The organism is Ferrimonas sp. (genome assembly GCF_048263965.1).
In the GTDB taxonomy this organism is placed as follows: domain Bacteria; phylum Pseudomonadota; class Gammaproteobacteria; order Enterobacterales; family Shewanellaceae; genus Ferrimonas.
Map to the genome: position 1 here is coordinate 13,771 of NZ_JBLXDO010000029.1, position 22,225 is coordinate 35,995.

General features: G+C 56.6%; 15 protein-coding genes. 1 reads left to right on the forward strand and 14 read right to left on the reverse strand.

Annotated elements, in window-relative coordinates:
* Positions 1-23 precede the first annotated feature (23 nt).
* Positions 24-563, forward strand: a complete 540-nt coding sequence (gene fabA, locus ACN0RV_RS18175; RefSeq protein ID WP_417349858.1) for a bifunctional 3-hydroxydecanoyl-ACP dehydratase/trans-2-decenoyl-ACP isomerase — start codon at positions 24-26, stop codon at positions 561-563.
* 66 nt (positions 564-629) lie between these two features.
* On the opposite strand, the gene ACN0RV_RS18180 is transcribed toward fabA, so the two are convergent.
* The 14 genes from ACN0RV_RS18180 to ACN0RV_RS18245 all read right to left on the reverse strand — a co-directional run bounded on the left by ACN0RV_RS18180 (position 630) and on the right by ACN0RV_RS18245 (position 22,213).
* The gene (locus ACN0RV_RS18180) at positions 630-1,115 is read right to left on the reverse strand and encodes a glutathione peroxidase (RefSeq protein ID WP_417349860.1); all 486 of its coding nucleotides are present in this window, start codon (positions 1,113-1,115) and stop codon (positions 630-632) included.
* A 102-nt stretch (positions 1,116-1,217) separates the two neighbouring features.
* On the reverse strand, positions 1,218-1,394 hold the full coding sequence (gene rmf / locus ACN0RV_RS18185) for a ribosome modulation factor (RefSeq protein ID WP_084643812.1): 177 nt from the start codon (positions 1,392-1,394) through the stop codon (positions 1,218-1,220).
* Between the two features lie 196 nt (positions 1,395-1,590).
* Positions 1,591-3,522: a DUF3466 family protein gene (locus ACN0RV_RS18190; RefSeq protein WP_417349862.1), complete on the reverse strand. Its 1,932-nt coding sequence runs from the start codon at positions 3,520-3,522 to the stop codon at positions 1,591-1,593.
* Positions 3,523-3,531: 9 nt separating this feature from the next.
* A complete protein-coding gene (locus ACN0RV_RS18195; protein ID WP_417349863.1) occupies positions 3,532-5,445 on the reverse strand; it encodes an ABC transporter ATP-binding protein in 1,914 nt (637 codons plus the stop codon).
* On the reverse strand, positions 5,442-5,669 hold the full coding sequence (locus ACN0RV_RS18200; protein WP_417349864.1) for a glutaredoxin family protein: 228 nt from the start codon (positions 5,667-5,669) through the stop codon (positions 5,442-5,444). Before ACN0RV_RS18200 ends, ACN0RV_RS18195 begins: the two co-directional genes overlap by 4 nt.
* Positions 5,662-7,785, reverse strand: a complete 2,124-nt coding sequence (rlmKL, locus tag ACN0RV_RS18205; RefSeq protein WP_417349866.1) for a bifunctional 23S rRNA (guanine(2069)-N(7))-methyltransferase RlmK/23S rRNA (guanine(2445)-N(2))-methyltransferase RlmL — start codon at positions 7,783-7,785, stop codon at positions 5,662-5,664. The genes ACN0RV_RS18200 and rlmKL overlap by 8 nt, the downstream gene beginning before the upstream one ends.
* A gap of 95 nt (positions 7,786-7,880) precedes the next feature.
* Positions 7,881-8,429, reverse strand: a complete 549-nt coding sequence (locus ACN0RV_RS18210) for a cell division protein ZapC (RefSeq protein ID WP_417349868.1) — start codon at positions 8,427-8,429, stop codon at positions 7,881-7,883.
* A 192-nt stretch (positions 8,430-8,621) separates the two neighbouring features.
* Entirely contained in the window at positions 8,622-9,647 is a 1,026-nt protein-coding gene (gene pyrD / locus ACN0RV_RS18215; RefSeq protein WP_417349870.1) for a quinone-dependent dihydroorotate dehydrogenase, read from the reverse strand.
* Between the two features lie 60 nt (positions 9,648-9,707).
* Positions 9,708-14,534, reverse strand: coding sequence for an NAD-glutamate dehydrogenase (locus ACN0RV_RS18220; protein WP_417349872.1), 4,827 nt, complete (start codon positions 14,532-14,534; stop codon positions 9,708-9,710).
* A gap of 253 nt (positions 14,535-14,787) precedes the next feature.
* Entirely contained in the window at positions 14,788-17,151 is a 2,364-nt protein-coding gene (locus ACN0RV_RS18225) for an efflux RND transporter permease subunit (protein ID WP_417349874.1), read from the reverse strand.
* A 9-nt stretch (positions 17,152-17,160) separates the two neighbouring features.
* Positions 17,161-18,195 (reverse strand): WD40/YVTN/BNR-like repeat-containing protein, encoded by a 1,035-nt coding sequence (locus ACN0RV_RS18230; RefSeq protein WP_417349876.1) that lies wholly within the window; start codon positions 18,193-18,195, stop codon positions 17,161-17,163.
* A gap of 41 nt (positions 18,196-18,236) precedes the next feature.
* Positions 18,237-19,601 (reverse strand): DUF1329 domain-containing protein, encoded by a 1,365-nt coding sequence (locus ACN0RV_RS18235; RefSeq protein WP_417349878.1) that lies wholly within the window; start codon positions 19,599-19,601, stop codon positions 18,237-18,239.
* 15 nt (positions 19,602-19,616) lie between these two features.
* Positions 19,617-21,692, reverse strand: a complete 2,076-nt coding sequence (locus ACN0RV_RS18240; RefSeq protein ID WP_417349880.1) for a DUF1302 domain-containing protein — start codon at positions 21,690-21,692, stop codon at positions 19,617-19,619.
* Positions 21,693-21,994: 302 nt separating this feature from the next.
* The gene (locus ACN0RV_RS18245) at positions 21,995-22,213 is read right to left on the reverse strand and encodes a DUF2835 domain-containing protein (protein ID WP_417349881.1); all 219 of its coding nucleotides are present in this window, start codon (positions 22,211-22,213) and stop codon (positions 21,995-21,997) included.
* Positions 22,214-22,225: the final 12 nt, after the last annotated feature.

Genomic DNA, 22,225 nt, shown 5'->3' on the forward strand with positions numbered 1-22,225 from the left:
TCTTAATCAGAGGATGTCCAGCTATGCAAGCTACCGCCGAGCTGCCCGTAGAGCGGGTAGACCAATTTAGCAAAGAACAACTTGTCGCCAGCGGCCACGGCCAACTCTTTGGAAACGACTCTCCACGTCTGCCCAAAGACAACATGCTGATGCTTGACCGCATTGTGCGCATCAGCGACACCGGCGGTAAGCACGGCAAAGGTGAGCTGATCGCTGAACTGGACATCAATCCAGACCTGTGGTTCTTCGATTGCCACTTCGAATCCGATCCGGTAATGCCTGGTTGTCTGGGCCTGGATGCCATGTGGCAGCTGGTTGGCTTCTTCCTGGCCTGGCAAGGCGCCAAGGGTAAGGGTCGTGCACTGGGTGTGGGTGAGGTGAAGTTCACCGGCCAAATCCTGCCGACCTCCAAGAAGGTGACTTACCACATTCACCTGAAGCGCACCATCAACCGTAAGCTGATCATGGGTATGGCCGATGCCGACCTGATGGTCGACGGTCGCCTGATCTACCAGGCCACCGACCTGAAAGTGGGCGTGTTCCAGGACACAAGCACTTTCTAAAGCCGCCGACAGGGGCGAAAGAACTAAAAAAGGGAGCCAATGGCTCCCTTTTTGTTATCTCGACTGCTATCCGAGCAAGGCTTCAATGTCCTTGCGAATCAGTTCTGGCTTGTAGGTGGGCGCATAACGCTTCACCACCCTGCCCTGTCGGTCGATGAGGAACTTGGTGAAGTTCCACTTGATGCCATCCCCCAGCAGGCCGCCCTTCTCCCTCTTCAGCCACTGGTAGATGGGATGGGCACCGCGGCCGTTGACCTCCACCTTGGCAAACAGAGGAAAGCTGATGTTGAAGGTCAGGTCGCAGAACTGGCGTATCTCGTCATCGGACCCGGCTTCCTGCTTACCAAACTGGTTGCAGGGAAACGCCAGGACAGTAAAGCCGCGATCACCATACCGCTGCTGCAGCTTCTCCAGGCCTTCGTACTGCGGGGTAAAGCCACAGTTGCTGGCGGTATTGACCACGAGCACCACGGTATCCCGGTAGGTTTCCATGCTGATGCTTTCGTGGCGATTGGATTCGGCGGAAAAGTCGTAGAATTGCTGGTCGTTCATCATTCTCTCCCTGAGTGAACTCTGAACCAAGCATCCCACGAGAGGACTGGAATTGACAAGGGATTAAGAAAAAAGCCTCCGATTCTGGAGGCTTAAGATGGATTACTTGTTAAAGAGTCCCGTTACTCGATTATCGATGGCATCTCGCCAGCCGCCTAACCACCGCATCTTTGCATCTAGGGACTGATAGGGGCACTGTTCCTTAGAGCGCCCTGACAAACCGGCTTGAAATCCTCTTGATTCTGCTCTTTCCAAACGATCCCGTTTCTGTCTCTTCATTTAACACTCATCCTTCTTTCTTAGGCTTTACAGGTTGAGGAAGCTTGCGCTTCAACCTCCACTATTGGCGATTTTGTCGCCTCGTTCAACCCCTAAAAAAGACAAAAGCATGACAGCAAGATTAAGCTATTGAGAACAAACGCACTATTTTATACAAAAAAAGGGGAGCCTCTGCTCCCCTTCTCTCTGTTTGTGGTTATTTACGTCGACGCCACCAGGCCAGCGGCAACAGCGCAAACAGCCCGGCGAGCGGCCAGGAGGCACCGGAGCGCTCATTCGGCTCGGGGTCAATGGAGGTGTCCAGCGGGATGGTGCAGCTGGACGCGCCGGAGTTGGCTTTAAGCACGATGGGGCGTGGCAGCTGATCGGTGATCGGCTTACCGAAGCCATCGGTTTCGATCACCACCTTGGTGACGGTTTCGCCGGTGTTGGGGTCGGTCACCTCTTCGGTAACCACCTTGCCATCTTCCACTTTCACCCGAGGCAGACGCACCAGGGCAGTACCGACGATGTCGCCGTTCTCGTTGATGCTGTTGGCCTCAACCACGGTGAAATCCACCTCGTAGGTGATGGACTGGGCAAAGGTGGTGTCGTCGGTCACGGTGTACTTGGACCAGCGATTGCCTTCGGCATCGACGGTAGAGCCATCTTCATCGGCCACATAACCGCGAGATTCGCAGGTCAGCAGGCTGTTGACGTTGACGAAGTTGTTGGTGTCGCCGGCCTGATCCGCAGTGTAATCGTAGATAAAGCCGTTACGGCGACGCAGTACACCGGTCTGGATATCGATTTCGATATTACCCACCACCAGGCCGGCGTCGTTGATGTCACGGGCCAGTGAGGAGAACTCGGTCTCGGAGTTGGGGTTGAAATCCCGTGGTTCGGTGAAAGTCTCATCACCGGAGTTGACGTCATACACCCAGAACTTAGTGCGTACGTAGCCGCTGATGTAGCGCTGCACAGAGCCTGCTGCGATGTTGTTGTTGTTGATGCCGATGGCGGTAGAACCGCGCAGACCGTCTTTTTTCAGGTCGGTGGGGCTGATGATGGTGCCGTCTGCTTTCCAGATCTGCGCCCACTCATAGCTCATCAGGTTGCCGTCTTTATTGCGCTGATTGGACTCGCCCACCACCACGCCGTCGTTGTTGATGGCCAGGCCCTGAGCGGTATAGGTGGTGTTGTCGTCGTCCTTTGGCGTAAAGGGCAACTCCAGGGTGCGCACCAGGCTGGCGCTGTTGGCGGCACTGTCATACTGCCAGACCGCTCCGCGGCGCTGGTAGGAGATGCTGCCGTTGTTCTTGGCGGCCTGAACACAGACAGACAGAGGGGTATCGACGGAGGTGTCCGCCTCACGATCCCAACAGGTATCCAGTGCACTCTTACCACCGTTACTGATGTCAGTGCTGACGTAGCCGGCTATCTGGTCGGTGTCGTTGATCCCTGCCGCCGCAGAGAAGCCACCGATGTCCAGAGGGGTCGCGTTGGACTTGTCGGACTCGTAGGTGGTGTAAGGAGGTGCGATCAGCAGCTCGTTGCCACCGTTTTGCACAATGGCGCGAGATTCGAAGCTGCGCACATAGAAGAAGGGATCGTCGTCATCCTCAGATGGGCTGGGATCGTCGATCTTCTCCTGGGGGCCGGTTACCGCGCCGACACGAATATCGGCGTTACCCTTGATGCCGAAGTACCAAGCGTCTGTGGTCGCGTCCGCATCCAGGTTGGGGGCCAGCTGACCGTCCAGAGGAGCGTGATTGGCTTTCCAGGCATCAGCCTCATCGAGATCGAAGGGGAAGTTGTTGCCCTGGAAGGGACGAGTTGTGTTCGGAGTCAGCGCATCCACGGTGCCGTACACAACGTCCTCCACTTCGCCGACAACGTTACTGTTGTCGTCATCGGTGGCGGTGTTGTTGATGCCTTGGGCAATGCCCACAACCACACCCTGATCGTTGATCTGGCCAGCGTAGCCGTTACGGGTCTCCGCAAGTTGGCTGTTGCCCAGGGAGAAAGTATCACTCAGGTTGGTGATCTCATAGGCGGGCCACTGTCGCTCTGCGGCCTGGGCACCCCAGGCAGTCACCAGCGCAACGGCCAGGGTGGTTTTCTTATAGTTAAACGTCTTAAGGCTCATTGTTTCCCCTTAGCCTGAACTTTTCATGGTTTCCAGCTCTTCCCATCGGCTGAAACACCACTCCAATTCCTGTTCATCCTCGGCCAGCTTGGCCAGAATCTTATTTGAGTCATTCGGGTCCTGGTCAAAAAAACCAGGATCAGCAATCTGTTGCTGCGCCGCTTCGATGGCCTCTTCGAGGGCCTCCATCTTAGCAGGAAGCGCATCAAGTTCACGTTGTAATTTGTAGGAGAGCTTCTTCGCCTTGGGGGCCTCAGCCTTTTTCTCCTTTTCCACCTTGTCGGTGGCAGGTTTGGACTCGGCGCTAACCGGCAGTTCGCTGTAGAATCGCGCCCCCAGTCTCTGGGCATCGCTGTAGCCACCTACATACTCGTGCCACTGTCCATTGCCCCCAAACCACCAGGTGCTGGTGACCGTATTGTCGATAAATTCCCGATCGTGAGAAACCAGCAACAGGGTGCCTGAGTACTCGGCCAATTTGGCCTCGAGCAGTTCAAGGGTTTCGACATCAAGATCGTTGGTGGGTTCATCCATAACCAGCAAATTTGCGGGTTTGAGGAAGAGTTTGGCCAGAAGCAGTCGATTCTTCTCACCACCTGAGAGAGAACGCACAGGGCTGCGCGCCCGGGCCGGGGCAAACAGGAAGTCTTGGAGGTAGCCCAGCACATGGCGGTCTTTACCATTGATGGTGACCGTTTGCTTGCCGTCGGCGACATTGTCCTGCACCGACTTATCCAGGTCCAGATCACTACGGTGCTGATCGAAGTACGCCACTTCCAGTTTGGTGCCCTGCTTCACTTCACCCTGCTGAGGCGTGATCTTACCGAGAAGCAGCTTGATTAAGGTGGACTTGCCACAGCCGTTGGGGCCGATCAACGCGATGCGGTCGCCCCGGGTCACAAGGCGGTCCATGGGAGAGACGATAGTCTTCTCCTCCCAGGCAAAACCCAGCCCCTTGATGTCGAACACCAGTTTGCCGGAGAGAGCGCCCTCCTCCATCTTCATGTTGGCGTTACCCTGACGCCCAATGCGCTCAGCACGCTCCTGACGCATAGCCTTCAGCGCCCGAACCCGACCTTCATTGCGGGTCCGCCTGGCCTTGATCCCCTGACGAATCCAGGTCTCCTCCAGGGCCAGTTTACGGTCAAATTCTGCCGCCTGGTCCTCTTCTACCCGGAGCAGCTCCTCTTTGGACACCAGGTATCGTTCGTAGTCGCCGGGAAAGCTGTTTAACTGGCCGCGATCCAGATCCACAATGCGGGTCGCCACACGGCGAATGAATCCACGGTCGTGGGAGACGAATACGATGCTACCGTCGAAGCCCTTAAGCAGCTCCTCCAGCCACTCGATGGCGTCGATGTCCAGGTGGTTGGTGGGCTCATCGAGCAGCAGCACATCGGGACGGCGCACCAGGGCCCGCGCCAACGCGGCCCGGCGCTGCCAGCCGCCACTGAGATCGGACATGGGCAGCTCACCATTGAGATGGAGGCGACTCAGGGTCTGTTCAATCTGTTGCTCGGCACTCCAGGCCCCCTTCTGGTCCATCTCCTCCTGGATACGGTGCAGTTTGGCCAGGTTGGACTCGTTGGGGTCCTCGGCCACCTTCTGACTCAGGGTCTGATAACGTTCCAGCAGGTCCCCTACTTCGGCCAGGCCCTGGGCCACGTAGTGGTATACGCTGCCCTGTTGGGTCCTGGGCGGGTCCTGGGGCAGGTAGGCGATCTTCACCCCACTGTCGCTGGTGATGGTGCCATCATCCAACTCCTGCAAACCGGCCAGGACTTTAAGCAGGCTGGATTTACCGGCGCCATTACGGCCCACCAGACACACCCGTTCTCGGTTTTCCAACACGAACTCGGCATGGTCCAGCATGGGGATATGGCCAAAGGCGAGCTGGCCATCATTAATGCGTATCAGGCTCATGAGTCTTCCAAAAATCGTTCTAGTTCGGCCAGCTCAAAAGGCCAGCCCAGTTCAGCGCCATCACTGCGCTGAACTACGGGGATTCGGACGCCGTAGCGCTCTACCAGTTCCGGCGAGTCCACAATGTCCGCCCGGGAAAATGGCTGGCCCAACTCTGCCAGCAAACCGGCGGCCTGCTCACACAGGTGGCAGCCGTCGGTATGGTAGAGAACCGGATCAGACATGGCTGACCAGCCAGGCGTTGTGGATCTGTTTGTTGCGGGCAAAATCCTCGGACAGGGTCTGGGCGCTGATGTTCTTGGCATTCAAACCCAGCTCCGCCATCCCCTCGAGATCCATTTTGAAGTTGCGCTTGTTGTTGGAGAACAAGATGGTGCCGCCGGGACGCAGCAGGCGCTTGAGGTTGCGCATCAGCACCAGGTGGTCGCGCTGCACATCGAAGCTGGCCTGCATCCGCTTGGAGTTGGAGAAGGTTGGCGGGTCGATGAAGATGAAGTCGTACTGCTGATTGCAGCGCTCCAGCCATTGCAGGCAATCTGCCTGGATAAACTGGTGCTGACGCCCCCTAATGCCGTTCAGCTCGAAGTTCTCCTCGGCCCAGCCCAGGTAGGTGTTGGACATGTCCACTGTAGTGGTGGACTTGGCCCCCCCCAGAGCGGCGTGCACCGAGGCACTGCCGGTGTAGGCAAACAGGTTGAGGAAGGACTTGCCCTTGCTGTTCTGCTGAATCATCTGCCTGGCCAGGCGATGGTCCAGGAACAGGCCGGTATCCAGATATTCGGTGAGGTTCACCTTGAACTTGGCGCCATACTCGTTGGCCACCAGGTCTACCGAGCGGGTGTTGCGCTTTTCGTACTGATTCTTGCCCTTCTGACGCTGACGCGTCTTAAGGATGATACGGGCAGGGTCCACCTCCAGCACCATGGGGATCTGGCCCATGATGTCCACCAGGCGTGCCTTGGCCTTAGCCTCGTCAACGCTCTTTGGCGGCGCATATTCCTGCACCACGATCCAGTCCTGGTATCGGTCTACCGCGACATTGTAATCGGGCAGGTCCGCATCGTAGAGGCGGTAGCAGTCGATATCCTGTTTTTTCAGCCAGCGATTTCGCAGCTTCAGGTTTTTACGCAGACGGTTGGCGAACTCTTCGCCACCCAAGGGGGCCGGCGCCGCCTTGGCCAGTTCCTCTTCGGATCGGTCCTTGATGACGTAGTTGCACAGTTTCACCTCCAGATTGGAGTTAAACAGGCGGTACTCCTTGTCGGCACGCATCCGCAAAGCGTTGAACAGCATCTCCTCGGAACAGAGCAGGCTCAGACGCCAGTTGCCCCAGTGACGCTTGAAGTTCTGTCCCAGCTCACTGTAGAGGCCGATAAGCCCGGACAGATTGCCCAGACGCTCGCCATAGGGAGGGTTGGTGACCACAAAACCGGGCTGTTCGCCGATGGGGCGCGCCTCCAGGGCATCACCCTGCTCAAACTCGATAAGATGGCGCACGCCGGCACGTTTGGCGTTGTGCTTGGCCAGGGTCAGCACCTGACCATCCAGGTCGCGACCGGCCAGAGGGGTTTGGCACGCCTTCAGGCCACGATTGGCACGAAGGGAGGCATCGGCGTGCATCTGTTGCCACAAGGCCTCATCATGGCCCAGCCAGGCATAGAAGCCCCAGTGCTCACGAAGCAGACCTGGCGCCTTGTCGGCAGCCATCATCGCCGCTTCGATCAGCAGAGTGCCGGAACCGCAGAAGGGATCCACCAGGGGAAGCGCGGTGTCTTTAGACCAGCCGGAACGGATCAGCATGGCGGCCGCCAGGTTCTCCCTCAGGGGCGCCTGACCACGTTCGGTGCGGTAGCCGCGCTGATGCAGGGGGGCGCCAGCGAAGTTCAGGCCGAGGCTCAGCTTGTTGCCTTTGAGCACGGCATCAATGCGAATCTCAGGATCCTTTTTGGTGATCCCGGGGCGCTGGCCGCACTCCTCCATGAAGCAGTCCACCACGGCGTCCTTCACCTTCAGGGCACCAAACTGGCTGTTGCGGATCTCCCGGTTGGTACCGTGGAAATCCACCATGAAGCCGCGCAGACTGTTAAACAGGGAGGGCCAGTGGATATCCTTCACCTGATAGTAGAGATCGTCGGCATCGTCGAACTCCAGGTCGGTGATCACCATCACCACCCGACTGGCCAGTCGAGACCAGAGGCAGATACGGTAAGCTGTGGTCAGATCCGCCTGAAAATGAACCACGGCCAGGCCTTCTCGGACCTCCTGGGCCCCCAATTCTTTCAGCTCATCCACCAAGAGGTACTCAAGACCCTTGGGGACGGCGGCGTAAAAACGCTTCATGCTATTCCGGCAGTTGATATTAAAGGGAGTAGTATACCCTTAAGTGCCGAGGAGAGCTGACCGAAATGGCCTAAAGCTGATGGAAATACCACCAATCAGGCGGCAGTGAAGGCCCGGCTCACAACCTTTGGGGCCGGTGCCAGGCGATCGTTCATCACCTTGATGGCATCGAAGGGGGCCATGCGCTTGTTGCCGCCCAGTTCCAGAGTTTCGGAGATCAGCATCAGCAGGGAACTGCGCTCCTCCGCCTGGACCACCACGAACAGGCCGGTGCCTTGCTCAGTATTGAGGGTGCACACCTTGACGGGCTTGCTGTAGACAATGCTCTGGCTGTGATTGAAGTACCAGCTCTTAGGCATCCTTGGCAGTGCGAAGAAGCTCAGGGCGGTGGCATTGAGCGCAATCTGCACCAATTGGGGTTCCGCCAGGTTCAGCTGTTTGCCCAGCTCCTGCAGGCAACGGGTGTAGAACTCGGCGTGCTCGGCACAGAATGGCATGCCACGGAGAGCATCGGGAATTAACTGTCCCGAATCGTAGGGAGTGAGGAATACCATTTCATCTCCGAGGTCGAGAGCCAACCTGGAGTGTTGCGGTTCGAAGAACCAACGCCAATTTGATGTGGGCATAAGCAACATGAGAGGCATCCTTTCTTTATGGATGAATTTTATACTAATCCATCTATTAAGGAATGAGCAAGAAATAAAACAAATTATTTTACGGATCTTATTATTAAAAGAAAAGATCAAAAATAGAGATCTTATGGATCCTCGATCGTTTTTTGATCTAATAAATAAAAAAGGCCACACTCGGTGGCCTGATCATTATTTGTTCGATCCTTATTTTCTCTTAAGGAAATCTTCGGTGATCGACTTAATCAATTCTGGACCTTCGTAGATAAAACCAGTGTAAATTTGCACGATCTTGGCACCCACATCGATCTTATCCATGGCATCCTTACCGCTGCCGATGCCCCCTACCCCGATGATGGGCATGGCACCATCAAGGTATTCTGCAGTCTTGGCAATGACTTCAGTAGCTCGTTGGGTCAATGGTGCACCAGATAACCCGCCCGCCTCTACATGTTCAGGCAGGTGTTTGACCGCTTCCCTGTCGAGGGTGGTGTTGGTGGCGATAACCCCATCAAATTTAAATTTGATCAGGGCGTCACAAATCTGCTTGAGTTCTTCATCACTGAGGTCAGGTGCAATTTTGAGTGCGATAGGCACATAACGGCTATATTGCTTAGCCAGAGTTTCTTGTCTCTCTTTCAGCGAGCCAAGCAGGTCATCCAGCATGTCACCATATTGTAAAGAACGCAGACCGGGAGTGTTGGGTGACGAAATATTCACCGCAATGTAATCGGCCACTTCATAGACTTTATCCATACAGAAGAGGTAATCATTCTTACCCTCTTCGAGCGGAGTCGTCTTATTCTTTCCAATATTCACCCCAATAATGGCATCGCCCCGGTTACTGTTTTTTATGTTTTTGACCAGGTTGTCGACGCCGAGATTGTTGAAGCCCATGCGGTTGATGATCGCCTTGGCCGGACGCAGACGAAAAGCGCGGGGCTTGTCGTTACCAGGTTGAGGACGTGGCGTCACCGTGCCCACTTCAATGTGGCCAAAGCCCATGGCAACGAAAGCATCGATACTTTCACCATCCTTGTCCATGCCGGCGGCCAGGCCCACAGGATTAGGGAAGGTCAGGCCCATGCACTCAACCGGGGCCGCAGGCAGCTTCTGGCTGTAGAACATCGCCAGCGGCGTGCCGGCGGTGCATCGCAGGGAAGTGATTGCAAAGTTGTGGGCGAATTCCGGATTGGTCTGGAACAAGAACTTTTGTGCAATCTTATAGAACAATGTGTTTTCTCCTACCGAAAAAAAGCCCCGGCTGATTGCCGAGGCTTCTGGTGTTATGGGTTAACCATGGGAATTACAACGCATGATGAGCAGGTTCAGCTCCCGCAGGGCAACAGAGAATTTCGCAAATTCATGTGTCTTGGAACTGTGGAATTCAGCCATCATATGTAACCATCTATCCAGGGTCTGTTCATTCTCTTCTACCCACTGGTTAATGATGGCGTCGGCGCTGCACTCGCCCTGACAGTTCTTGAGAACCACCGAGGTGAGCATGCGCTGTTGCCAATCCAGATCTTCACGGAACGCTGCCCGCGCCAGTGCCTGCCAGTGGTTGGTCACCGGCTGCTGGCTGATCTGATTCAGGAACCAGTGCAGTTCGATACCGGCACCCAGCTTAAAGTAGGTTTCGGCCACCAGGGCCACCGGCTTGCCTTCGGACTTCGCTACTTCGGCGATATCCAGTGCGGAGAACAGGGTACTCAAGTGGGACATGCGGCGTGCCAGTTCTGGCGTAATGCCCTGCTCCACCATGGCGCTTTCGTCTTCTGAGAGTTGCGCCACTTCGTCCTCCACCAGGAATCCGTCGAAGCCTGCATCCAGCTCCTCCACCACGCCGCGGTAAAATTCCGCTTCGGCTTCGATGCTGAGGCTGCGGTTACGATGACGCAGGAACCAACGGGTTACCCGCCTCAAGGTGCGCCGCACCTGATTAAGCAGTTCGCTCTGCCTGTGGGCATCAACGTCATCAAGAGCGTTGATTTGTCGCTTTAGATCTTCGAGATCAAAGACCTGACAGGCGACAGTGTAACAGATTGCCACCTCCTCAACTGCGGCGCCTGTCTCATCTTGCATACGCTGGATGAAGTTAAGACCCATCTCATTGATGATGTCATTGGCCAGACTGGTGGCAATGATCTCGCCTCGCAGGGGGTGAGTGGCCATCTGCTCGGAGAATCGCTTCTGCAATTCTACCGGGAAATACTCCACCAGACGTCGAGCCAGGAACTCGTTGTCGGTGATCTCGGCAGAGACCAGTTGCTCCTTAAGCACCATCTTGGCGTAGGCTACCAGCACAGACAGCTCGGGGCGGGTCAGGCCGACGCCGGAGAGCTGACGCTCATTGAGTTCATCTTCATTGGGAAGGAACTCAAGGGCGCGGTCCAGCTTGCCCGCCTTCTCCAGATGCTGCATGAAGCGGATCTGCTCTTTAAGCTGATCCGAGTTAATCACTTCGGTGACAGAGATGGACTGAGCCTGATCTCGACAATCCTGCAGCACAATCTCGGCCACCTCATCGGTCATCTTCTCCAGCAGCTGGTTACGCTGCTTGATGGTGAGATCGCCCTGGGCCACCAGCTGGTTCAGCAGGATCTTGATGTTTACTTCGTTATCTGAACAGTCGACACCACCTACGTTGTCGATGAAGTCGGTGTTGATGCGACCGCCGCGCTTGGCGTATTCGATGCGGCCCAGCTGGGTCAGGCCCAGGTTACCGCCCTCGCCCACGACTTTGGCTCGCAGTTCGTTGCCGTTTACCCGCAGCACGTCGTTGGCGCGATCACCCACATCGGCGTCTGTCTCGGACACTGCCTTCACATAGGTGCCGATACCGCCGTTCCACAGCAGGTCCACCTCCATCATCAGCAGCTGGCGAATCAGTTCATTGGGTGCCATCTGATTCTTGGTAGTGCCGATCATCGCCTTGATCTGAGGGGTCAGTTTGATGGACTTGGCACTGCGATTGAATACACCACCGCCTTCGGAGATCAGCTCGCTGTTGTAATCCTCCCAGGTGGAACGGGGAAGCTTGAACAGACGCTCGCGCTCGGCATAGGAGGTGGCTGAGTCCGGGTTGGGGTCGATAAAGATGTGCATGTGGTTAAAGGCAGCCTGCAGGCGGATGTGCCTGGAAAGCAGCATACCGTTACCAAATACGTCGCCGCCCATGTCACCCACACCCAGAACGGTAAAGTCGGTAGCCTGGCAGTTCACGCCCAATTCACGGAAGTGACGCTTCACCGACTCCCAAGCACCCCGGGCGGTAATGCCCATCTTCTTGTGGTCATAGCCATACTGGCCGCCTGAAGCAAAGGCATCGCCCAGCCAGAAATCGTAGCTTTCGGAGATGGCATTGGCGATGTCGGAGAAAGTCGCCGTGCCTTTATCCGCGGCCACCACCAGGTAGGGGTCGTCCTCGTCATGACGGACCACACGATCAGGTGGGGTCAGCTGACCAGCGACGATGTTATCGGTGATGTCCAGCAGAGCGCTGATGAAGATCTTGTAACAGGCCTGACCCTCCGCCAGCATGCCGTCGCGATCGGTGGGCAGATTCTTGCACACGAAACCGCCTTTGGCGCCGGAAGGAACGATGACGGTGTTCTTCACCTGCTGGGCTTTTACCAGGCCCAGCACCTCAGTACGGAAGTCCTCACGACGGTCGGACCAGCGCAGGCCGCCACGGGCGACTTTGGCACCGCGCAGGTGCACACCCTCTACCCGCGGTGAATAGACAAAGATCTCGAACTTGGGCAGTGGCAGCGGCATCTCGGGGATCTCCGCCGGGGAGAACTTGTAGGAGATGTAGCTCTTCGGGTGGCCTTTATCGTCGTGTTGGTAGAAGTTGGTCCGCAGAGTCGCCTGAATCAGTGCGATGTAACGGCGGATAATGCGATCGTCATCCAGGTTGGACACGTCGTCCAGATAGGTGTTGGCCTGCTCGATCTGCTTCTCCAGGTCCCGCTTGGCCTTGGAGCTGGGATTGAACTTGCGCTCAAACATCTTCACCAGCAGGGAGGCGATGTGAGGGTACTCAGCCAGAGTCTCCTCCACATAGGTCTGGGAGAAGGTGCCATCAATCTGACGCATGTACTTGGCGTAGGAACGCAGCACACTGGCTTCGCGACCGGTCATGCCGGCGGACAGGATCAGGCGGTTAAAGCCATCATCTTCCAGATCCCTGGCCCACACTTTGGCGAAGGCTTCCTGGAATCGGGCCTGAGCCGCATTGATGTCTACTTCGGTTTTGCCCGACAAAGTCATGTTGAAGTCGAGCACCCAGTACACCTGGCCGTCGGCGGTATTGATGCAGTAAGGACGCTCGCCGATCACCCGCAGGCCAAAGTTCTCCAGCATGGGCAGAACGTCGGACAGGTGGATGGGTTCATCCTTGTGGAACAGCTTCAGGCGCACCTGATTGGCGTCCAGTACCGCTTCCTGGGGCTGATAGAACAGCATGCCCAGGTGGTCAGAGTCGTTCAGCTTCTCCAGCTTGGCCACATCCACTACCGCGGCGGAGGGTAATACATCCTCTTTGTAGCTGCGAGGGAAGCCGGGGAGGTAGTTGTTGGCGATTGCCTTACCCTTGGCCTGACCGAAGGTCTTGCGAAGGGCGCTGTCTACCTTGTCTTCCCAGGAGCGGGTCAGTTCCACCAGGTTGTTTTCCAGCGCAGGAACATCAATATCCATATCGTTATCTTCAACTTTTACCAGGTAGTGGGTTCGAGCCAGGATCGACTCGGAGAAGAAGGTAGTGAACTCCACCGCCTCTTCGGCACTGAAGTATTCCGCCAGCAGTTTCTGGGTATTCACCCGCAGCTGGGTGTTGTACCTGTCTTTGGAGACATAGACCATGGCAGAGATAAAGCGGCCGAACAGATCCTTGCGCAGGAACAGGCGGACCTTGTCTCTGTCCTGCATCTGCAGAACGCCCAGGCCAATCTCCAGCAGCTCCTGCTCGTTGGCCTGGATCAGTTCATCCCTTGGGTAGGTCTCCAGTACATTGAGCAGGGCCTTATAGTCGTGGGAACGGGGCGCCAGGCGAGAACGTTCCATGACCCGGTTAAGCTTGGCGGAGAGCAGAGGAATTTCACGGGGGCTGCGGTTATACACCGAACTGGCGTACAGACCGATGAAGCGGTCTTCGCCCACCACCTTGCCATTTTCATCGAAGCGCTTCACGCCGATGTAATCGATGTAAGCGGGACGGTGCACCCGGCTCTTGGAGTTGGTCTTGGTCAGCACCAGAGGTGCGGGGCCCAGGGCCTCCCTGCGGGCGGACTCGGGCAGAGTGGAAAGCAGCAGGTGTCGGGCAGTGTCGTCCTTGGAACGCATCATGCCCAGACCGGTCTCCATCTGGGGAGAAAGCTCAACGTCCCCGGAAACCGGAACCAGATCGTATCGGCGGAAACCGAGCAGGGTGAAATGGTGATTGAGCAGGAACTTGAGGAACTCGGTGGCTTCAGCGTGCTGACCCTGTTTGTCGTTCTCTTCCATCTCTCGGACGGTGGCACCGAGCTGGGCACGCATGGCATCCCAGTCGCTTACTGAGGCGGCCACGTCGGTCACCACGGAGTTCAGCTCCTGGTGGACAGTATTGACCTCCTCCTCGGTGGAGAGGCTGTCCACTTCGATGAGGAAGACGGCGATGCGTTCGTCGTTTGCCTTGGCTTCTGCCAGGGAGCGCAGCTCAACGACCCTGCCCTTCTTGTCCCGCTGTATGGCCAGAGGCACGTGGATCATCAGGTGGGAGGTGACCCCCAGACGATTAAACGCCATGGAGACCGAATCCACCAGAAAGGGCATATCCGGTTGAATCATCTCGATCACCGTGTGGTTGGACTGCCAACCATGGGTGCTCTGCAGCGGGTTAAATACCCGGCTGAAGGTCTTGCCGCCGGAGACCTGGTTCAGGCTGTTCCACAGACTGAGGATGGCACCATAGAGATCGCTGTCGCTACGGGCGTAGAGATCGTCCCGGGACAGGGTGCCATACAGTGCGTGGGCAAATCGTTCGAGCAGGATGGCATCCTGCTTGGGGAGGTTGTTGTGGATGAGGCCCACAACGTTTTCGAGTAGGACGGAAGGGATAGTGTCGTTATTAGCCATGTTGCTGATTCCCTCTGCTGCTATGGCACCAGATTTTTGTAGTTTTTTAGCTCCGTATCGGCGCCCCTTCGGCACCTCGGATGCAGCGAAGTGTATCACCATTTTTCGGGATCTGTGAGCGGAATCCACTTTCAAAATTGGGCTTTATAAGTGGTTAATGAGGAACTTCTGAAAAAAGCGTCAATAATGTACGCTTTCTATGCAAAAAAGGCCGCATATGCGGCCTTTTTATTCAGGAGTGCTATTTAAGCAATCAGGCTTTTCGATTAAACCACAACAACTTAACCATTGCCGGAAGGAGAATAATCGCGGCTAACATGTTCACTAGGAACATAAACGTCAACATTATCCCCATATCCATCTGGAACTTCAGCGCGGAGAACACCCAGGTGCTGACCCCGACCGCCAGAGTGATGCCGGTAAAGACCACCGCGTTACCGCGATCGCACAGGGCCTTGAGGTAGGCTTCCTGTACCGAGTGACCGCTGCGCAACATTGAGGACATGCTCGACAGGATATAGATGCCATAATCCACCCCGATGCCGACACCCAGGGCAATCACCGGCAAGGTGCTCACCGTCAGGCCAATCTCCAGCATGCTCATCAGCGCCTGGGCCAGAGTCGACACCAGGTACAGAGGCACAATCACCGAAATGGTGGCGCGAATGGAGCGGAAGCTCATCAGGCAGAGCAGGAATACCGCACTGTAGACGTAGAGCATCATTGGACCCTGAGCCTTTTCCACCGCCTCGTTGGTGGCCGCCATCACCCCAACGGGACCGGAGGCCAGCCGGAACTTCAGCTCGTCGGTGTCGTACTCTCCCTGCAACCTCTTGACCTCGTCCACCACGGTGTTAATGGTCACCGCCTTGTGATCTTTGAGGAACAGGTACACCGGCATCACCGAACAGTCGTTGTTGAGCAGGCCGGTCGACGTGGGGATCTGCGCCACGGACTGCACCAGGGTGGCCGTGGTACGAGGCAGTACCCGCCATCTCGGGTTGCCCTCGTTAAAGCCACCGTTGACCACCTTGGCTACAGAGGCCAGGCTGGCGGCGGACTCTACACCGGGGACGTTTTCCATCTGCCACTGGAAGCGGTCGATGCGCTCCAATACATGGTGGTAGGTACAGGCTTCGGGGAAACCTTCGACAATCACCGTCAACACGTCCGTGGTGATGGTGAAGTTGTCGGTAATGAACGCCGTATCCAGGTTGTAGCGGCTGTCCGATTTCAGTGCCGGCGCACCGGCATGCAGATCGCCAATCTTCATCTCCTGGGACTTTTCATAACCCACCAGGTAGGCAAGGCCGGCAATCACTACGATCACCAGAGCCCAGGGCTTGGACGCAAACACCGAGATCGCCTTCCAGACCGGCGACACCTTGGCGTGCTCTTGCCTGACCCTGTCCAGATAGCGTTCACCAAAGTTCACGTAGGAGAGCAGGATCGGCAGCAGCACCAGGTTGGTCAGAATGATCACCGCCACACCCAAAGAAGCGGTAATGGCCAGTTCTCGGATGATGCCGATGTCGATGGAGAGCAGGGTCAGAAAACCGATGGTGTCAGACAGCAGGGCCACACCACCGGGCACCAGCAGGCTGCGAAATGCCAACTGAGCTGCGCCCTTGGCGCTCTGCCCTTCCGCCACCTTATGACCCACGGCGTTGATCATCTGCACCCCATGACTCACGCCGATGGCGAACACCAGAAAGGGCACCAGAATCGACATGGGATCCAGGCCAAAGCCAAGCACCGTCAAGCCGCCGAGCTGCCAGACTACAGCCACCAGGGAGCAGAACAAAGGCAGTATCGTCAGCTTGAGGCAGTGACAGAAGTAGTACACCATCAGCGCGGTGATCACCAAAGCCACGGCAAAGAAGCCCACCACGCCGGCGGCGCCTTCGGCCACATCCCCGGCCATCTTGGCAAAGCCAATGATGTGCACCTCGATGGTGTCATCCTGGTACTTCTCTCGAAGTTCCTGCTCCAGAGTCTCAGCCAGGGCGAGCACATCCAGGGGTTTGGTCATATCACTGCGACCTTCCGCCTGAGCCTGGGCCCGCTCCTCTTCGTTGAGTGAGATCCTGTCCATCAGCTGGGCACTGACCATGGCGGCGCTGAAGTCATCGGCCACCAGCCGGCCTACGGCGCCCGCCTTCTCGATGTTGGCACGGACAATGGCCAGCCCCTCCTCCGTGGGACGGAAATCGGCGGGTATCACCGGTCCGCCCTGGAAGCCGTCCTCCACCACTTCGGTAAATCGGGTCGACGGCGAATAGAGGGATTTAACCTGGCTGCGATTTACCCCTTCGATGAAGAACAGCTGATCGTGAATCTCACGCAGCACTTCGAAGAATTTAGGGTTAAAGATGTTTCCACTGGAGTCCTCCACCGCCACCATGATGCTGTTGGCCCCGCCAAACTGCTCACGATGCTTGAGGTAAGTCTCCATGTAGGGGTGATTTAGGGGAATATTTTTGGTGAAAGCCGCGTCCATCTTTAGCTGACCAGCACTGTAGCCTAAAGCGACAGTAGCCAGCACGAAAAAGATAAGAACGGTCTTTCTGCTGCGGAACAGCACCTGCTCAACCCAGTTCACCATCCTTGTGGTCATAACAACTCCTTACTTCTCAATGGTGAATGGTTGAACGCCGTGACTGCCGGCCAACCACAGGTTGCCCTCACCGTTTTCGACGAGATCAACCAGGTCCTGCCCCTTGGCTACGCGCACCAGGGTAAAGTCAGATTCTCCAGGTTTTCGATAGGCAAGGTCGCCGCCATTGGCCACCATCACCAAGGTGCCATCGGACAAACGCCGGATGCTGTTAAAGGTGCCTTTGGTGCCCATATCAAGAGGCGTCCAGTTCTCCCCCTGATCGCGGCTTTCGAAGGCGTTGCCACGAAGGCCGACCGCCACCCAGCGCCCATCGGCGTCCATGGCCATATCGGACAGGGAGCCAAAATAGATCTCGGGAAGTCGTTGCCAGGTGCGACCATAATCGCTGGAGCGCGCCATCAGGCCCATTTCGCCCACGGCAAACAGGTCACCCCCGGGCAGAGGCAAGATGCGATTGATGTGAGGCAGCATGGCCGCGCGTTCCGCCAGATAGTCTTCCTCACTGTCGGCCCGAATCTCCTCGAGGTAGAGGCGGTCGTCCTCAATCAGCAGACTATCAAGGTATTCAAACTGCCAGGACTTGCCGCCATCCCGGGTTCTGAACAACTGGCCATAGGCTCCAACGGTGACCCCTTCCCTCTCATTCTGAAAATGGATATCCAACAGGGGCACTTCCAGATCCGGGCGCCATTGTTGCAGGCTCCAACTCTGACCACCGTCGACGGTGTGAAGTATCGCGGCATCATGGCCAACCGCCCACCCCAGCTGATCATTCAGCATGAACACTCGAGTCAACAGAGTGCTTACCGGCGCTTTGGCCTGCTGCCACCCCTCATTACCGCTTGTCTTGAACAGGATCTGGCCCCGACTGCCCACGGCCACCAGAGAGTTCCCCGCCGGGGAGAGGCTCATCATGGGACTGGTTTGGGCTTTAGGGGCTTGGATCGCCGCCTGGGAAGTGGGAGCCGGTGGCTCCGCCATGGCGTGACCACCCATCAGGGCAAGCGGAATCAACATCAATAACCGCATAATGGTATCCATACCGGGGGCAGTCTCCTGCCCCCTTATTGTAGTTTTAAGATTTAGCGTCGACCGCTGCGACGCAGTGCGTTAGTGGTGAACTCCTTCTTAACGCTGAACTCCTCTTCGAAGCTGGCTACGCCATCTTCATTATCCAGGCCCATCGCCAGGTAACGGCGCGAGCTCAGATCGTAGAACACCTCCAGAGTGGTCCACAGAGTGGGCAGGTCATAGTAGTTCACCGCATGGGCCATACCGACACGATAGAGCTGATCACGCTTATCGTAGAGGTCCACCAGGCTCACTTGCCAGCTGTCCTCATCCAGGTAGAAGGTACGGGTCTTGTACAGGTGGCTGATGCCATCTTTGAGGGTCGCTTCCACTTCCCACACCCGGTGCTTCTCCCAGCGAACCAGATCCATGTTGATGTGACCAGGCTTGAGGATGTCCTTGTACTTCACATCCGCCCCGTGCAACTTGTAGTTGTTGTAGGGGATCAGGATCTCCTTCTTACCCTTGAGTTCCCAGTTGTAACGGGAGGGAGAGCCATTATACATGTCGAAGTCATCGGTGGTCCGCATGCCATCGGACGCCGTTCCCGGAGTATCGAACGCCACATTGGGGGCACGACGTACCCGGCGCTGGCCTGTGTTGTAGGTCCAGGCCTTACGGGGCTCCTTCTCCTGATCCATGGTCTCGTGAACCAGCAGAGCGGTACCTGCCAGGCGAGCCGGAGAGGTTACCACCTGCTTGAAGTAGAACAGCAGGTTGTCTTTCTGCAGCTGATCCGCGTTGGCATCAGGGCGGGAGTAGAGGAACTTGATCTTCTCATCGGTCTTCACCAGGGTGTAGCTGCCGCTGGCGGTGGGGGCTGCCTGGCCCCGCAGGATCTGGGCGTCGGCACCACGATAACGAAGGATGTGGTTCCAGATCGCTTCCAGGCCATTTTGAGGCATGGGGAACGGCACACCGATGGCGGCGTTCTTCAGGCCGTTACCACCGGCCACCAATTCGGCGGTGGTGGCGTTGGCAACGGAAGCGTCATAGATGAATTGCGGATAGGACGCACTGCGATGAGACGGATAAACGGTCATCTTGAAGGTGTCCGGATACATCTCGAACATCTTCTTCACCCCGGGTGTCAGCAGCGCACCATACTCGCCCATGTTCTGGGCAGTAACGGTATAGAGCGCCTGATCACCGGCATAGGGATCGACGTGGAAGTCACCGGGCTTATACCCGGCGGGTGCCTCGGTGATGCCGCCGGTCCAGGCAGGAATGGATCCATCCTGGTTGCCGGCCTTCTCAGCACCGACGGGCGTCAGGGTGTCGCCCAGGGCCTTGGCCTGTTCCGGGGTCACCTTGGCCATGGCGCCAAAGCTGCAGCTCAGGGCCAGCATGGCCGCGAAAAGTGGTTTAACTTGCATTACTCCTCTCCCCTCTTAGATTGAGAACTTCAGGTTAAAGGAGACAAAATCTTTGTCGTCCATAGAGTTGGTGGAACCCTTTCCATCCCAGAAAGCGTTGTATGCCAGGTCAGCTGACCAACGGCTCTGATAGTCGAAGGAGAAAGTCAAAGAAGCAGACTTACGATCTTCGACGAACAGGAACAGTGGATCCGGCGTGGTACCGCTCACATCGTGTGAGAACACCACTCGTGGAGACATGTTCCAGCCAAAGGCTACGTTGGAGTAGTCCCACTTGGCCACCAGACGATAGCCCCAGGCGTTGTCTGTGGGGAACGCGTCCTCTTCCGGACCGTTGTGCAGAATATCCAGCACCGCCAGGTTATCTTCACGTCCTTCCGCGCCGGCACGCTCAGTACCAGGTCCGTTCATCCTCAACACCGCAGAATCGGGCATGTCGTGCAGCCAGACACCGCCGACTTCGGCCAGCATCAGAAAGTTGTCTGCGCCCATGCTGGGGCCGAAGATGTGTGTCAGGGTGACCTGCGCCTGGGTGCTGTCGGTCAGCACATAACCGGGTGCATACTCTCCTGGTCCCACCTTGGTGCCATCCGGCTTCACGTACTGAGACAGGTTTTCGAAGATGGCGAAAGCTTCGGGATCTGCGTTGTACAACTGTTCCGGCATGGCGGCGAACAGCAGCTCTACGTCATCGATCTGCAGAGGCTCATCCTGACGGTAGGCAATTTCACCGGCTACCGAGGTATCACCCACTGTGGTGTTAAAAGAAACGCCGTACAGCTTGATGTCTTCCGGATACTCAAGGGTCGCCTTGGAGAAGGAGTTGAGCTGCAGAAGATCATTACGAGATACCTCGCCGTTCAGACCAGCCAGAGTGGCCAAGTCTGCCCCAACGGCCTCGGCGCCGAAGTTGGCGGTTTGGCCGCTGATCAGCGGACGACGGCTGTGGTAGTTCATGTAGTAGAAGCCAAACTCGGTGTCATTGAGCTCAGGGGCAAAGTAGCCCAGCTTGATACCGTACTGACCCTGGTCGTCGGGTTCCTGCTCGTAGTTGATCAGGGTGACCTTGGTTGGGTAGGCAATGGCGGCGGAACCCAGCGCGGCCAGAGCCGCAGGGCCACCGGCTTCGACGGTTTGCGCCGCAACCGAGCTCAGCTGCGCATACTGCTCAAGCACCCAGTCCAGAGTATTGTCCGGGTTGGAGGTGAAACCCAGTTGGGCGTTGTTCACGTAACCGCCCGCTCCGGCAAAGTCGTTGCTGGAGAAGTAGGTGCCGGTTACCGGCAGACGGGTCTGTTCCCAGCGGTACTGGTAGAAGGCTTCCACGTTGAGGTTTTCGGTCAGGCCCAGGGAGGCCCACACCATGCCAACGGGAATAAAGGCTTCTTTAAGTTCGGCACCCGGCGCCTGCAGTCGGGCAAGGTCAACGGGGTTGATGGAGTTGATGCCGTGGGCAATCAGGGTGCTCTCACCCCAGCTGACCACCTGTTCACCGATTCGAATGGAGAGGGGCATGTCGCCCAGATCCCAATCGGCAAAGAAGTAAGCATCGAGCAGACGGATGTCAGAGCAGGCATACTCTGCCGCCTTGGAGTCTTCACATACGTCGTACTTTGCGCCGGACACCGGGTTGCGGTAGTCGAAGTCCGAATCTTCGAGTCGCTTGTCATAGAAGTACATGCCACGGATGAACACACCCATGTTGTCGTACACCAGTTCCAGTTCGTGCAGACCTTTGAACACCTCAGTGAAAGTGTCGCCATTGTCGTAAAGCAGGTTGCCCAGATCCTGGTTGGCAGAGTAGGAACCCGGCAGGGCGAACAGCTGATCGCCGCCGTAGACTTCATTGAAGCCTCCGCCAGCGAAATCAAACCCGTAGCCAGTCCAGTCCAGACCTGGCTGACTGGATTTGGCAACCTTACCATAGTCACGGTCCTCGACTCGCCAGGCCGCACCTACTGTCCAGGTGGAGTCAAAGCTCCCCTCTATCTCTCCCCAATTAAAGGTAACTGCTGAGGCCGGAGCAGCTAACACCGTACAGATGCTGGCTGCCAGCGCGGAGCGGCGAAAAACCTTAGCGCCTTGTCTCATTGTCGCGGTTCTCCCATCCCTGAATTTATAGTTTTGTTGTGCGCCGTCACTGTAACGGCACATTAACCCCATTGTTACAACAACGGCGGTGAGGGAGCAACCTTTTTAGATGAGAGAATCCGTTGAATTTTTAGGAGCTTAAGTAAAGTTTTCCAGTAAACAAGGAGGGTAAATTTGATTCATGTCACACATTTGCATTCCGCAGATGCGTAAACCATTGAATTCATCAGGCTTTATGAGGAAATGTTGGGCAAGTTAGAATTACAACAAGCGTTTGAAGTTATTGCTCTATTAATCAATTGTTACGCAAGTCGTTGCAAATTCAGGAATTGGCCCTCGTTATCCAGGGTCAGTTGAAAACGACCATGGATGCCTCGAGCCGAGAGGAAGGGGCGCAGATATCTGGGGTGCAGGTGGATCACCCTGCCCTGCAAACATCGTACGATTACCACCTGGGCCTGACCCTGGTAATAGCGCTGCATCTGTTGCCAACCTATGGCCAGATCAAAGACGTAATCCATAAAAAACGGGCG

Bases quoted from the DNA above. Each gene is read 5' to 3' on its own strand.
- ACN0RV_RS18200 (WP_417349864.1), bottom strand. From the start codon at position 5,669: ATGTCTGATCCGGTTCTCTACCATACCGACGGCTGCCACCTGTGTGAG.
- ACN0RV_RS18245 (WP_417349881.1), bottom strand. From the start codon at position 22,213: ATGGATTACGTCTTTGATCTGGCCATAGGTTGGCAACAGATGCAGCGC.
- ACN0RV_RS18240 (WP_417349880.1), bottom strand. From the start codon at position 21,692: ATGAGACAAGGCGCTAAGGTTTTTCGCCGCTCCGCGCTGGCAGCCAGC.
- ACN0RV_RS18190 (WP_417349862.1), bottom strand. From the start codon at position 3,522: ATGAGCCTTAAGACGTTTAACTATAAGAAAACCACCCTGGCCGTTGCG.
- ACN0RV_RS18235 (WP_417349878.1), bottom strand. From the start codon at position 19,601: ATGCAAGTTAAACCACTTTTCGCGGCCATGCTGGCCCTGAGCTGCAGC.
- ACN0RV_RS18210 (WP_417349868.1), bottom strand. From the start codon at position 8,429: ATGCCTCTCATGTTGCTTATGCCCACATCAAATTGGCGTTGGTTCTTC.
- ACN0RV_RS18225 (WP_417349874.1), bottom strand. From the start codon at position 17,151: ATGACCACAAGGATGGTGAACTGGGTTGAGCAGGTGCTGTTCCGCAGC.
- fabA (WP_417349858.1), top strand. From the start codon at position 24: ATGCAAGCTACCGCCGAGCTGCCCGTAGAGCGGGTAGACCAATTTAGC.
- ACN0RV_RS18180 (WP_417349860.1), bottom strand. From the start codon at position 1,115: ATGAACGACCAGCAATTCTACGACTTTTCCGCCGAATCCAATCGCCAC.
- ACN0RV_RS18220 (WP_417349872.1), bottom strand. From the start codon at position 14,534: ATGGCTAATAACGACACTATCCCTTCCGTCCTACTCGAAAACGTTGTG.
- rmf (WP_084643812.1), bottom strand. From the start codon at position 1,394: ATGAAGAGACAGAAACGGGATCGTTTGGAAAGAGCAGAATCAAGAGGA.
- rlmKL (WP_417349866.1), bottom strand. From the start codon at position 7,785: ATGAAGCGTTTTTACGCCGCCGTCCCCAAGGGTCTTGAGTACCTCTTG.
- ACN0RV_RS18195 (WP_417349863.1), bottom strand. From the start codon at position 5,445: ATGAGCCTGATACGCATTAATGATGGCCAGCTCGCCTTTGGCCATATC.
- ACN0RV_RS18230 (WP_417349876.1), bottom strand. From the start codon at position 18,195: ATGGATACCATTATGCGGTTATTGATGTTGATTCCGCTTGCCCTGATG.